This window comes from Pseudomonas azerbaijanoccidentalis, from assembly GCF_019145495.1.
Lineage (GTDB): Bacteria > Pseudomonadota > Gammaproteobacteria > Pseudomonadales > Pseudomonadaceae > Aquipseudomonas > Aquipseudomonas azerbaijanoccidentalis.
Map to the genome: position 1 here is coordinate 609,614 of NZ_JAHSTU010000002.1, position 13,253 is coordinate 622,866.

Genomic DNA, 13,253 nt, shown 5'->3' on the forward strand with positions numbered 1-13,253 from the left:
TCCTTAGATCCCGTCCTTCACCAGCACCGGTTGTTCCTGATAACGGTCCGGGTACAGCTGTTTGAGCTGCGCCACTTTCGGCAAGTCGTTGATCACGATGTAGGGATAGGTCGGATGCTCGGTCAAAAAGTCCTGATGCTCTTCCTCCGCCGCATAAAACCCGTTGTAGCTTTCCAGCTTGGTCACGATCGGCTTGCTGAACGATTTGGCTGCATCGAGCTGGGCTATGTAGGCCTGGGCGACTTTTTGCTGCTCAGGACTTTTGGTGAAAATCGCCGAGCGGTATTGGGTGCCGGTGTCCGGACCCTGGCGGTTGAGTTCGGTCGGGTTGTGTGCCACTGAAAAGTAGATTTGCAGCAAGGTGCCGTAACTGACCTGGTTCGGATCGAACGTCACTTCGACAGCCTCCGCGTGCCCGGTATTGCCGTTGCTGACACGCTCGTATTGCGCCGTGTTGGCCGCGCCACCGGCGTAACCGGACACCGCGTCTTTCACGCCTTTTACGTGCTGAAACACCCCTTGCACGCCCCAGAAACAACCGCCGGCGAACACTGCCGTTTCGCTGTGGGCCTGTGTGGTTTCATCAAGGGTCGGCGGTGGAATGATCACCGCCTCTTCGGCGCCCCCAAAAGAGAACGCAGAGCATTGGCCAATCACGCCGACGGTGGCGATTGCCAACAGCGTACGGCGCCAGGTGAACAGGGTTTTCATGTGGGCACTCCTGAGTAATCCAAGGGGCAAAAATCAGACAGTCCGCGGTTCGAACTTCATCGCCAGACCGTTCATGCAATAACGCAGGCCAGTGGGTTTCGGGCCGTCATCGAAGACATGCCCCAAATGCCCGCCGCAACGTCGGCAGTGCACTTCTTCGCGGACCATGCCGAAGGTGCGGTCCTGTCGGGTGGCCACAGCCTTGTCCAGCGGCTCCCAGAAACTCGGCCAACCGGTGCGGCTGTCGAACTTGGTGGCCGAGGAAAAAAGCGGCAACTGGCAGCCGGCGCAGGCGAACGTGCCGTCACGGTGCTCGTTGTTCAGCGGGCTGCTGTACGCGCGTTCGGTGCCCTCTTCGCGGAGGATTTCGTATTGCTCGTCGCTCAGGATCGTGTGCCATTCGCTGTCGCTGTGGGTCACTTCGAATACCTGCGCTGCCTCGGCTTCGCTGATCACTGCCGTGCCTGAAGAAAACTTCGGCAACAGCCCAATCGCCAGGGCTGCAACCCCCAGCCCGCCACCTGCTACAAGAAATTGCCGTCGTGAAAACATAGGTGCCTCCCAAAAAACCAGGGTGTTTCATGGAGCACAGCCTAGGCTTGGGGTGATCGCCAAATCCTCACGGGAAGTTAAACAATTCGTGATAACTCAGGCCCCGAAAAACCCGCACAATGCCTGGGCAATTCAATGGGCCCAATGCGCCGAAGGATGAGCAGGATGGAACAGACCAAACGCGTTCTCGTGGTCGAGGACGATATGCACATCGCCGACCTGATTTGCCTGCATCTGCGTGATGAGCAATTCGAGGTGGTGCACAGCGCCGACGGCGACGAAGGCATGCGCCTGCTGCAGCAAGGCAACTGGGATGCGCTGGTCCTCGACCTGATGCTGCCCGGTGTCGATGGCCTGGAAATCTGCCGGCGCGCCCGGGCCATGGCGCGCTACACGCCAATCATCATCACCAGCGCGCGCTCCAGCGAAATGCACCGGATTCTCGGCCTGGAACTCGGTGCCGACGATTACCTGGCCAAGCCGTTCTCCATGATGGAACTGGTGGCGCGGGTCAAAGCCCTGCTGCGCCGGGTCGACGCCATGGCGCGCAACCTGAAGATGGACGCCGGCAGCCTGCTCATCGACGGTCTGGCCATCGACCCGATCACCCGCGAAGTGTCCCTCGACGGACGGCGCCTGGACCTCACGCCCCGGGAGTTCGACTTGCTTTACTTTTTCGCCCGCCAGCCCGGCAAGGTGTTTTCGCGCATGGACTTGCTCAATGCCGTGTGGGGCTATAGCCACGAAGGCTACGAGCACACGGTCAACACCCATATCAACCGTCTGCGCGCCAAGATCGAGGCCGATCCCGCGCAACCGGTGCGCATCCTCACGGTCTGGGGCCGTGGCTACAAATTCGCCACCGGGGAGGAATCACAGCCATGAGGCTGACGCTCACGCAGCGCCTGTCGCTGGTGTTCGCTGTATTGTTGCTGGTGTGCTGCGGCACGTCGGCATGGATGCAGGTGCGCTCCAACCAGATGCATGAACAGGAAGTGGTGCAAGGCTTGTCGCGGGACCTGGCGCAACACATTGCCAGTGACACGGTACTGATGGACAACCAGGGCCTGATGCCCAATGCCGTGCGTGACCTGTTCAGCAAGCTGATGCAGGTTAACCCGAGCGTTGAGGTGTACCTGCTCGACACCGAGGGCAAGATTGTCGGCAGCGCCGCGCCCGAAGGCCGGATTCGTCGCGAACGCCTCGACCTGGCGCCAATCCAGCGCCTGCTGCGGGGCGATGCGCTGCCGATAATTGGCGACGATCCGCGCAGCGTCGATGCACGCAAAGTGTTCAGCGCCGCGCCGCTGAAGGTCGATGGCAAACCGGCCGGTTATCTTTACGTGGTGCTGCTCGGTGAAGACCATGATCGACTGGCCGAACGCGGTGCAACCAGCGCCGCGCTCAATACTGCGTTGCTGTCCATAGGCTTGGTCGCGTTGTTGTGCCTGATTGCCGGTCTGACCGCGTTTGCCTTGATCACCCGACCGTTGCGGCGTTTGACCGACACCGTCAGCCACTTCGACATTGACGGCGTCCCGGTCACTCCCGCCCTGCCCGTCCCCGTGGAAAAAACCGCTAGCCACGATGAAATCGCCATCCTCGACGCCACGTTCCGGCAGATGCAGGCGCGCCTCGGTGAGCAGTGGCGCTCGTTGACCCGTCAGGATCAGGAGCGCCGCGAACTGGTGGCGAACATCTCCCACGACTTGCGCACGCCGTTGGCCTCACTGCACGGCTATCTGGAAACCCTGTCCCTCAAGGACGCCACACTGTCCCCCGCCGACCGCCGCCGCTATCTGGGCATCGCTCTGGATCAGAGCCGCAAGGTCGGTGGGTTGGCGCAATCGCTGCTGGAACTGGTACGGCTGGAGCATGGTTTTGTACAGCCGGTGCTGGAGCGATTTTCGCTGACCGATCTGGCTCAGGACATCTTCCAGAAATTCGAACTCACCGCCGAAGCGCGTCAGGTCGAATTGAAAGCCACGTTCGCGCCGAACGTATCGGCGGCCTGTGCCGATCTGGGTTTGATCGAGCGGGTGCTGACCAACCTGTTCGACAACGCCCTGCGCCATACGCCGCAGGGGGGTGAAGTGGAACTGGGGTTGCGCCCGCAAGGGTCGTTTATCGAAGTGACCGTCAGCGATACAGGGTCGGGTATTGCCCCGGAACTGCGCGAAGGGTTGTTCCTGCGGCCGTTCAATATCGGCGGCGCACGGCGTGATGGCGGATTGGGACTGCGGATCGTGCATCGCATCCTGCAATTGCATGGCCGCGAGATTCAGTTGATTGATGTGCCGGGGCGCGGGGCGACGTTTCGGTTTTCGTTGCCGATCGATGAGGAAACGGCAACAGCGTTGGCGGTGCGGTCGATGAACCTGAATACCCCGCGGCAAACCTGAAGAGTTGTGGCGGATGGAAGGCCGTCATCGCGGGCAAGCCCGCTCCCACAGGGTTAGTGGGTGTACGCAAGATCTGCGGACAACCTAAATCACTGTGGGAGCTAGCTTGCCAGCGATGACGTCGGCCAATACACCCCGTCTTTTCGATTAGTCGCGACCCGGTGAAATCGTCCGTTGGCCTGTTGGGTCGTGACAACGTCGCCCCGGTCCAATAGATTAGGCGACCTGAAAAAGCTCCCGTGCTTTCTCGCCCCAATTCAAGCTAAAAAAGTAGTGAAATTTCAATGTCCGATTCCAATACCGCTGAATCCGTAGTCACCTTGTCGTCCAAAGCGGAATACGAAAACTCCATCAATCTTTCACAACACGTGCCTCAGGCAAAAACCATCAGCGAGATGGTGCTGGACGCTTTCCAGTCCACTCGCGAAAGCGACCAGATCCGCGAACTGCGTGCCGCCATCCGCCAGGCCCACGACAGCTTCGACGATGACAAAGCCTACGAACTGATGGGCGAACTCAAGCAACTCAAGGACGCCGAGGCCGCCGACATTGCCGCCCTCGAAGACCTGAGCAGCAAGTTCCCGATCAGCCGCATCCTGTCCAGCTTCAAGGACGACCCGGCGTTCCAGGAAATCGTCTACGGCCTGGCCCTGAAAGTGCTGAACCAGACTCACCAGGCCATCAGCAACCCAAGCGGCGGCAAGAGCAAAGCCGCCAAGGCCAAAAAAGAAGTCGAAGTGTTCACCATCAGCAAGGACGGCATCAGCGTGACCTTGCCGTTGCGCACCCCGCGCTCGCGCCTGAGCGTCGACCGTGAAGCCCTGGAATTCCTCGGTTTTACCTTTGTTGGCGAAGGCGACGAAGCGGAACTGGAAAGCGAGACCTTCCTGGACAATGCCGGCAGCGAACAAGCCGTCAACCGCAAGAACATCATCACCGCGCTGCAACAGCAGACGGCGTTCGATGGCTACAGCATCGCTGCGCAGTAACGCCCCAGCGCCACAAGCGCCGCAGCCTCCAGAGCCCCGCCCCCGTGCGGGGCTTTTTATTGCCCGCGATTCGAGCAAAAGCATGATTAGTCTTCCAGTATCGACAGCAGAACCACGCTTGTTTTCACCCACCTGCACCACGGGTCCGCCGGTCCTGAAACGGTCGTGGAGCGTCAATTCACTTGCCAGCCAGGGACCTCAGTGGTGCGACTGCCGAGGTCATCATGAACACGCTCCCTCTGTACCGTCAGTTGGCCAATCATTACCTGGATGCCATCCGCAGCGGCACCCTGAAAACCGGCGAGCGCATGCCCTCGATACGGCTGATGATGGAGAAACACGCCGTCAGCCTGTCGACCGCCGTGCAGGTGTGCCGGGAGCTTGAAGACTATGGCGTGCTGGAGGCCCGGCCGCGTTCGGGCAATTACATTCGCCAGCCCGACACCCCGACCAAACCCGCCCCGCCTCCCCTGCCCACGCCGCTGGACATGGGTGTCTACGTCGGCATTCATGAGCAAGTGTCGGCGGTGCTCAAGGCCAGCCAGCGGGCGACGATCAAGGTCAACTTCGCCAGTGCCTATTGCGCACCGTCGCTCTACCCGCTGAAAGTCTTGCAGGACACCATGATCAAGACCTTGCGCCAGGATCAGCATTTGCTCGATACCACGGGTGCGACCAGCGGCAATATTGCGCTGCGCAACGTCCTTGCCCGCCGCATGCTGACCGCCAAAACCCACCTGACTGCAGAACGCATTGTGATCACCAACGGAGCCACCGAAGCGATCAATCTGGCGTTGCGTGCCGTGACCCGCCCCGGCGACACCGTGGCCGTGGAGTCGCCGACCTTCTACGGCCTGCTGCAAATTCTCGAAAGCCTGAACCTGCGGGTGCTGGAAGTCCCGGCCTCGGCCCACGCGGGCATCCACCTGCCGGCACTCGAACACCTGCTGCAAGGCCCCGAGCGGATCAAGGCGCTGATCGTCATGCCCAATCTGCACAATCCGCTGGGCAGCATCATGCCCGACAGCCACAAGGCCCGGCTGGTGAAGCTGTGCGCCGAGCACGACACGGTGCTGATCGAAGACGACACCTACGGTGATCTGGTGGACACCGAGCAACCGCTGTCGACCCTCAAGCACTGGGATCGCACCGACAACGTGATCTATTGCGCCTCGCTGAACAAAACCCTGGCCCCGGGCCTGCGCCTGGGCTGGATCAGCGCCGGCAAATGGCACGACCGCGTGGAGATGCTCAAACACACCCAGACCCGTGGCTGCGAAAAACTCTCGCAACTGGCGGTCAGTGCGTTCATGGGCACGCCGTCATATGAACGCTATCTGCGGCGCTTGAGAAAAACCCTGACCCAACAGCGTCAAAAGATGAGCGCCGCCATTACCCATTACTTCCCCGAGGGCACCCTCGTCACCCAACCCCGGGGCGGCACGCTGCTGTGGGTGGAATTGCCGGTGCAGTATTCATCCATGGCGCTTTTTCATGACGCATTGAACGTCGGCATCCAGATTTCACCTGGGGATATCTTTTCCAACGCCAAGCGTTTTGAGCACTTTGTGCGGATTGGTTGTGGGGCGCCGTATTCAGCGAGGATTGATGAGGCCTTGGAAACGTTGGGCCATCTCCTCAAAAACCAGGGCTGACCCGAACCCTGTAGAAGCTGCCGCAGACTGCGATCTTTTGATCTTGAAAAAGGATCGCAGCCTGCGGCAGCTCCTACAGGGGGTTGGTGTTAAATCGGAGGTTGATGCAGGCAAATTATATGCGGATCATCATTCCAGTGCGGGAAACGCTCGGCAATCAGCGGGTCGTGGCCGGGGATGACGTGGTCTTCGCTGTCGGCCAGACGGTCGATTTCGCTGAACGCTTCCAGGCTTTGCGCCAGGTCGTCGATGATTGGAAACGGGCTGCGCTCGCGGATGTTGACCCACAGATGCGCCGCATCCGAGGCCAATACAATCCAGCCACGCTCGGTGTTGACACGCACCACCTGACTGCCCGGCGTATGGCCGCCCACCGCGTGCAACGTCACGCCGGGCATCACCTCAACCGTGCCGTTGTGCAAACGCATCCGCCCTTCGAACAGCGGCGGCAGCGCCGACATCACGTCTTCGACCTCGTAGGTTTTGTTCACCGTGCGGTGGCTCATTTTCGGCCCGGTGCAGAAGCGCAATTCAGCCTCCTGCAAATGCACCGTGGCTTTCGGAAACAGCCCCAGATTGCCGGCATGATCCCAATGCAGATGCGTGAGGATCAAGTGCTCGACCTGCGCCGGATCGATGTCCAGTTGCCGCAAGGATTCTTCCGGCAGACGATACATCTGGCGATTGCGCCGGTCCGCCGTGGCCGGTTGAAAACAGGTGTCGACCACGATCACCTGCTGCTCGTTGCGAATGACCCAGAAGTAGTAATCCAGCGGCATCGGCGCGTTCGGATCACCGCAGCAGGCGTCGTAGAGAAAGTTCTCACGGGCGGTACGTTGCGCGTTGGCGCCGACCCGGATGGCGAACACTTCGTAAGCGGGAATGGACATGCACACCTCCGGATTCAGGCCGCCGCCGTGGTTTTGAGGGTTGGGCGAAAATCGAAGTCGATCTGCTCGCTGATGCCCAGGTCGTGCGCCAGTTTATGCAGGCCACTGTAGTCACGCATGATCGTCGCGTTCTTGTTGCTTTCGCGGGTGTCGGCAATGATCAACGCCGCGTCCTCAACGCCCAGTTGCGTCAGGATCGCCTCCCACATCGAGTAGTCCTGAGCGATAAAAGCACTCAGCGCCACCGACAAATGACTGGCGAAAAACGCCCGCTGCTCAGGCTGCATGTTGGCGTACATGACCTTGGCCACCTCGGCCAGCACCTTGCTGTGCGCATACTCGTCACGGTTGTGCAGCTCGGCCACGCGACGGTTTTGCGGTTGGATGGTCTGGTCATCCGCCAGCAAATCAAGATAAGCGTTCACACTGATCTCGGCCACGACTGCGAAGGTGATCGCCGCCAGATCCCGCTGCCACTGCTCCGGCAGTTCTTCACGCAGGGACTTCAGCCGCAGGTAGGTGACCGAGGGTGGCAAGTCCAGATCCTGATCCAGTGCACGGTCCAGTTTGGTCCGCTCGATGGCTCGCAGGTGCATCAGCGTGTGGTAATGCTCGTCGATCAACGTCTGCTGCATCGCCTCGCGAAAATGCCAGTCGTCCTTGCCCAGGTATTGGTTGGCGATGACGCTCAGCGCTGGGTTCACCACGTGTTCCTCGGCGGTCACGGTGCGCAGGTTGTAGCCGATCCAGCCCCAGGTCACCACGCTGCTTTTGAGTTCGTCGCTCAAGGCCTGGAATGCCGGGTGATGGAAAAACGGCACCATGCACTCCGGGTAATCCGGGCGTGCCGGGTCGAACACTTCGTTGACCTGGGCCTTGTCGGGCGCGCAGACCGTGGCACGCTTGGTCCAGGCCTGATTGAGCCGCACGATCAGTTGATGATCGACCTGGGCAATCTCGATTGCTGTTTGCATGACGCGATACCTGTAAAGCGCGTACCCGCCAGGGGTACGCCGAAAAAAGAAGGGCGACGGAAAAATCAGGCCAGCCAATAGCGGGTCAGGTTGCGCGCCGGGTCAGTGTATCGGCTGCGGGCGTGGATCATCCGCCAATTGTCCCAAATCAGCAGGCAGCCGTCGGGAATCAGCACCGGGGTGTTGTGCTCGACAAAGTAGGCTTCACCGAGCACGGCAATCCGCGCCAGTGGCGAGGCGTTGTTGGCCACCTGCGACTGCTGCAACGCCTCCTTCGAAGGATTCACGTCGCCGTAGTGAAACTGGTTGTAGCTGAAGCGAAAAATATCGCCGTCTTCGGTGGGCGTCAGGATGTATTCCTTGACGCGGGTCTGCGCCGGCTCGCCAGGCTTGGCGGTGGCGACAAATTCCACAGGCGTGTCGTCGAGCCATTCGCGCAGTTCCGGTTCCGATCGCTCAAGCGACTTCAGGAACTCATAACCGTCCACCAGCCCCGTGTGCCCACCACCACACGTGGCCTGCTGATGGCAATGCAACGCCAGGTAACGCGGCGGTGGGCCGTACACCGGCGCTTCGGTGTGTGGGCCGATGCCGTTCATGCTTTGGGAATACGGCAAGTCTTCGTAGCCCGGCTTGCGAGTGATGGCAAACGCCGTCTGACCATTGAACTGCGGAATGACCGGGCCGAACTCGTGCAGCGTTCCGACAACATCGTGGGCAAATTCCCCCGGGGTGAGCACCGTCCAGCCCTGCGCCGACAATTGTTCATGACGATGGCCCAGTGAAACGTAGGGTGTAGACGCAACAATCCCTTGATCTGACATGGTGTGGTTCCTGGCTGTTGTTTCAGGCGTTGACGGTTGAGGTGTAAGCGGCGATCAAATCGCGGCAGGCATTGCCCGGTTGGTAGTGCTGCTCGTCGATGCTCTGCACCGGGGTGATTTCAGCGGCGGTGCCGGTGAGAAAACACTCATCGAAGTCGCCCAGCTCAGCCGGCAGAATCGTCCGTTCGAGCACTTGGTAATCCAGCGCTTTCGCCAGCTCGATGACGGTCTGCCGGGTGATGCCGTCGAGGAAACAATCCGCTACCGGCGTGTGCAACGTCCGGCCTTTGACAAAGAACACATTGGCGCTGGTGGCCTCGGCAACGTGGCCGCGCCAGTCGAGCATCAAGGCGTCGTGGTAGCCGTTGTTCTCGGCGTCGTGTTTGCTCAGGGTCGCGATCTGGTAGTGCCCCGAAGCCTTGGCTTCGAAAGGGCTGCTGCTGGGTGGCGGGCGCCGCCACGTTGCGGTTTTCAAGCGAATGCCGGCCATGCGTGCGGTTGGGTCGAAGTAGCTCGGCCATTGCCAGCAAGCGATTGCCACATGCACGCGATTGAATCGCGCCGAGGTCGAAATCATCTCGCTGCCGCGCCACGCAACCGGGCGCAAATAACCGTCGGCAACGTTATTGCGCTGCAACAGTTCGTGGCTCGCCGCTTCCAGCTCGGCGGGTTCAAACGGGATGGCAAAGTCCATCAGTTGCGCCGAGCGATACAACCGCTCGGTGTGCTCGCGCAGCTTGAAGATTTTGCCGTTGTACACACGCTCCCCTTCGTACACCGTGCTCGCGTAATGCAAGCCGTGGGTCAACACATGCAGGCGCGCCTGGGACCACTCGACGAACTCGCCATCGAGCCAGATCAATCCTTCGCGCTGATCAAACGGGATACCGCTCATGTCCCTATCTCCTGTAAATCGTCCTACGCCGTTTGCAGCAGGACCGGTATCAATTCGGGGGTTACTTCGGGTGCGCTCTGAAAGAAAAACGCTCGCTCGCCAAATGCCGGGCGCAAGTCATCGAACCAGGTCACGTGCGGGTCGAAGCGCGCATAAAACGTGCGCAGCACCCATTGCGGATCGCGTGCCTGAAGAAACTGCAGCACGAAGACTTTTTCCCCGGCGACCGTCTCGATGCCGTTGATCAACACCTTGCCGTAGAAGGTGCTCATGGACGGCCCGCGCACCGTGCGCGCCAACCCGGACACCGTGCGGTACGCCGCCTGGAAGATCTCGAACGCCCTGGCCAGCGGCATCGCGAAGTAATGACTGGGGCCGGTGTCACGCTCGACGAACATGTAATAAGGCACCGCGCCTAACCGCACGCCTTCGGTCCAGAGCTCAGCCCAATCGGCCGGGTTTTCGTTGATGTGGCGGATCACCGGCGCCTGCATGCGCAGCGTTGCACCGGTGGCGCGAATACGTTCGACGGCGTGTCGGGCGATGTCCTGGCGCAGCTCCACCGGGTGGTTGTAATGCCCCATGATCGACAGGTTTTTCCCCGCCGCGACAATGCGTTGGAACAGTTCCAGCAGCTCGGGCGCATCCTTGTCGCTGACAAAGCGTTGCGGCCAATACGCCACGGATTTGGTGCCGATGCGGATGCTCTTCAGGTGCGGTAAATCCAGCAGCGGCTCGATGTACCCCGCCAGCGAGCGGGTGTTCATGATCATCGGATCGCCCCCGGTGATCAGCACATCCGTGACCTCGGTGTGCACCCGCAAATAGCTCACCAGCTCCTGGGATTCACGGGCATTGAACTTGAGTTCTTCCTCGCCGATGAACTGCGCCCAGCGGAAACAGAACGTGCAGTACGCGTGACACGTCTGACCGGCACCGGGGAAAAACAACACCGTCTCACGGTACTTGTGCTGAATGCCCGCGAGGACTTTTCCGTCGAGCGTTGCGTTGTTGTGCGTCAGCTGCCCGGCCGGGTGCGGGTTCATGCGCAACCAGATCGCCTCGATACGCCGCTTGATGGCGCTGGCGTCATCCAACTCGATCAGGTGCTTGAGCGATGTGTATTCGTCCGCCAGCAACATGTCCTTGTGGGGAAAAGTCATGCGGAAAATCGGATCGTCCGGGATGTTGTTCCAGTCGATCAGCGTGCCCAGTACATATTCGTTGGTGCGAAACGGCATGACCCGGGCCACGACGGTCATGGCTTCCTGCAATGCCGGGGTCAACTTGTCCCAATAAGGTGTGTCGCGAATGGTCCGTGCGTTATAGGGTTTGTATCTTTCCTGCTCCGACAGTCCTTGCATGGCAGCGCTCCTGATGGTCGTCTACGCGATGGCCGGCGCTTTGCGCTCTATGTCCATCCATGCCCGAACGCTGTCGCGGTCCCACTGCCGCTGGACATACGCCGCCAGCCGCGCAGGCACCGCGTCACCGTTGGCGACCAGGCGGTTGAGCATGATTGCCAGGTCGGTGTCGGCGATGCTCCAGTCGCCGAACAGGTGCTCGGCGCCCTCTTCCAGCAAACGGTCAGCGACAAAGAACAGACGCTCGGCAGCAGCCCGGGCTTCATCGGAAAGCGGCGTGTCTTTCTTGCCGAAATACACCAGGTCAAACGGACGCTCTTTGCGCACCACCAGCAGATCGCTGCGCAACCAGGCCTGCAATTGACGGGCACGGGCTCGCTGCTTGATGTCTTGCGGGTAAACTCTTTTCGAGCCCGGAGCGAGCTCTTCCAGATACTCGGCAATGGCTGAAGATTCCGACAATGCAAAGCCTTCGTGAACTAACGCAGGGATTTTGCAGGTCAGCGAAAGATCGCGATAATTTTCCAGATAGTTTTCACGCGACTTCAAATCGAGCGTAACCAACTCAAAGGAAAGTTGTTTTTCCTTTAACGCGACAAAAGCCGACATCGCAAAGGCACTGACATAATCCGCCCCCAAATACAGCTTTAACTTTGTACTTTCCATAGAACGCTCCCTTGCACTAACCAGATTAATCCGTTGCATTTGAAGCGATCGTAGTAAGTTTAATAAGCGCTGAACAGATACAGAAATTATCTGTTTCTATCGATACAGAAATCTGAGCGTTGCCATCGTCACAGCGCATTTTTCAGGTGTGCAAAAAGCAAAAAAGGGAGTCAGCGTAAGCGGACTCCCTGGTGTGCAGCAGACAGGAAATTACAGCGGGCGGGGGATCAGCCCAACGTTGTCGGCGTGATTGGATAGCAGGGCCATTTGTGGCATGTTGCTGAGGTTGAGCATCGCCAGCGGCTCGCAGGTGCTAGTGTTGACGAAGCCGTGCCGGGTCCAGGCAGGCACCAGCAATACATCACCGGGGCCGACGTTGACCGCGTCTGCATCACCGAGTGACAACGCGCCGCTACCGGACTGAATGATGAACAGATGCCACCAGGCATGGGCATGACCAGCGAGTGTGGAACCGGGCACCAGCCATTGCATGGACACCGCCATGCCGGGCGTCAGCTGGCAACCTTCGAGGGAGTTATCGTGGGCCAGCGCAACGATATCGACGTCACTGGCCTCAAGGGTCTGGCGCATATCGCCAAGTTGGGCAGCTGTCCACACGCGGGGTTTTATCGGCTGCCGATCCAGACTCTGGCGAAAGTCCTTATATGAAAAAAACGCACCCTGAACGTTATTCATTTGCTGTTTCCAACTTATTCTGCCGAATGGAGTTAGCCGACCTTAGGCTAACTCTTCAACAGTGTAAAGCCGGGCAACTTCACTTATAACGCCGAAGGTCGCAGCGCCACGATCATATCAACTTCAATCGGCGCATTTTTTGGCAACTGATAAACACCGACGGTGGTGCGTGTATGTTTACCGGCATCACCGAGTACGTGGCTGAAAACATCCGATGCACCGTTGGCAACTTCACTGAGGTCGACAAAATCTTCGGTGCACCTCACATACACCGTGACCCGAATCAACGACTTGATCTTGTCCAGCGAACCAATGGCATCGACGATCAAGGCCAAACCGCGCATCGCACTGATGCTGGCGGCCGCTTGCGCATCCGCCATGTTGAGGTCCCGCCCGACCCGTCCCGGGTAGTGGATTTTGCCGTTCATGCGCGGCACCAGGCCACTGATGTACAGTTCATCGTGATGACGAATCAGCGGCGCGTAGTGCCCGCCTGCGGTGTTCTCGCCGTAGATGTCGTAGTCGAATTCCCGTGCCAGAGCGATGAAGCGCTCATCACAGGTCATGTGTGCAATCATTGAATTAGCCCTCTTGACCAATACTGCAAAAAACATCGATCGCTGCTGCTTGATCCG

At 59.6% G+C, this 13,253-nt stretch carries 14 protein-coding genes; 4 read left to right on the forward strand and 10 right to left on the reverse strand.

The features are described 5' to 3' along the window. Window positions 1-3: 3 nt before the first annotated feature. Window positions 4-711: a peptide-methionine (S)-S-oxide reductase MsrA gene (msrA, locus tag KVG88_RS09320; protein WP_217871166.1), complete on the reverse strand. Its 708-nt coding sequence runs from the start codon at window positions 709-711 to the stop codon at window positions 4-6. 33 nt (window positions 712-744) lie between these two features. Next, the gene (gene msrB, locus KVG88_RS09325; RefSeq protein ID WP_217871167.1) at window positions 745-1,263 is read right to left on the reverse strand and encodes a peptide-methionine (R)-S-oxide reductase MsrB; all 519 of its coding nucleotides are present in this window, start codon (window positions 1,261-1,263) and stop codon (window positions 745-747) included. 165 nt (window positions 1,264-1,428) lie between these two features. Here msrB and KVG88_RS09330 point away from each other — a divergent pair, with 165 nt between their 5' ends. The 4 genes from KVG88_RS09330 to KVG88_RS09345 all read left to right on the forward strand — a co-directional run bounded on the left by KVG88_RS09330 (window position 1,429) and on the right by KVG88_RS09345 (window position 6,309). Beyond that, window positions 1,429-2,148: a response regulator transcription factor gene (locus KVG88_RS09330; protein ID WP_217871168.1), complete on the forward strand. Its 720-nt coding sequence runs from the start codon at window positions 1,429-1,431 to the stop codon at window positions 2,146-2,148. Continuing rightward, window positions 2,145-3,665, forward strand: coding sequence for a sensor histidine kinase (locus KVG88_RS09335; protein WP_217871169.1), 1,521 nt, complete (start codon window positions 2,145-2,147; stop codon window positions 3,663-3,665). Before KVG88_RS09330 ends, KVG88_RS09335 begins: the two co-directional genes overlap by 4 nt. A gap of 284 nt (window positions 3,666-3,949) precedes the next feature. Continuing rightward, the gene (locus tag KVG88_RS09340; protein WP_150701896.1) at window positions 3,950-4,654 is read left to right on the forward strand and encodes a hypothetical protein; all 705 of its coding nucleotides are present in this window, start codon (window positions 3,950-3,952) and stop codon (window positions 4,652-4,654) included. A gap of 224 nt (window positions 4,655-4,878) precedes the next feature. Continuing rightward, window positions 4,879-6,309, forward strand: coding sequence for an aminotransferase-like domain-containing protein (locus KVG88_RS09345; protein ID WP_217871170.1), 1,431 nt, complete (start codon window positions 4,879-4,881; stop codon window positions 6,307-6,309). Between the two features lie 89 nt (window positions 6,310-6,398). Here the strand turns inward: KVG88_RS09345 and KVG88_RS09350 are convergent, their stop codons facing one another. The 8 genes from KVG88_RS09350 to KVG88_RS09385 form a co-directional block, all read right to left on the reverse strand. Further along, entirely contained in the window at window positions 6,399-7,199 is an 801-nt protein-coding gene (locus KVG88_RS09350; protein WP_217871171.1) for an N-acyl homoserine lactonase family protein, read from the reverse strand. A gap of 14 nt (window positions 7,200-7,213) precedes the next feature. Continuing rightward, on the reverse strand, window positions 7,214-8,173 hold the full coding sequence (locus KVG88_RS09355; RefSeq protein ID WP_217871172.1) for a diiron oxygenase: 960 nt from the start codon (window positions 8,171-8,173) through the stop codon (window positions 7,214-7,216). A gap of 65 nt (window positions 8,174-8,238) precedes the next feature. After that, window positions 8,239-8,997 carry a TauD/TfdA family dioxygenase gene (locus KVG88_RS09360; RefSeq protein ID WP_217871173.1) on the reverse strand — a complete coding sequence of 253 codons (759 nt, stop codon included), beginning with the start codon at window positions 8,995-8,997 and terminating at the stop codon, window positions 8,239-8,241. Window positions 8,998-9,019: 22 nt separating this feature from the next. Next, window positions 9,020-9,892 (reverse strand): branched-chain amino acid aminotransferase, encoded by an 873-nt coding sequence (locus KVG88_RS09365; protein ID WP_217871174.1) that lies wholly within the window; start codon window positions 9,890-9,892, stop codon window positions 9,020-9,022. A 23-nt stretch (window positions 9,893-9,915) separates the two neighbouring features. Next, a complete protein-coding gene (locus KVG88_RS09370; protein ID WP_217871175.1) occupies window positions 9,916-11,256 on the reverse strand; it encodes a KamA family radical SAM protein in 1,341 nt (446 codons plus the stop codon). Between the two features lie 21 nt (window positions 11,257-11,277). Continuing rightward, window positions 11,278-11,922, reverse strand: a complete 645-nt coding sequence (gene yfcF / locus KVG88_RS09375; RefSeq protein WP_150701889.1) for a glutathione transferase — start codon at window positions 11,920-11,922, stop codon at window positions 11,278-11,280. A 210-nt stretch (window positions 11,923-12,132) separates the two neighbouring features. After that, window positions 12,133-12,618, reverse strand: coding sequence for a cupin domain-containing protein (locus KVG88_RS09380; protein WP_217871176.1), 486 nt, complete (start codon window positions 12,616-12,618; stop codon window positions 12,133-12,135). An 83-nt stretch (window positions 12,619-12,701) separates the two neighbouring features. Next, entirely contained in the window at window positions 12,702-13,196 is a 495-nt protein-coding gene (locus KVG88_RS09385) for a RidA family protein (RefSeq protein WP_150701887.1), read from the reverse strand. Window positions 13,197-13,253 lie beyond the last annotated feature (57 nt).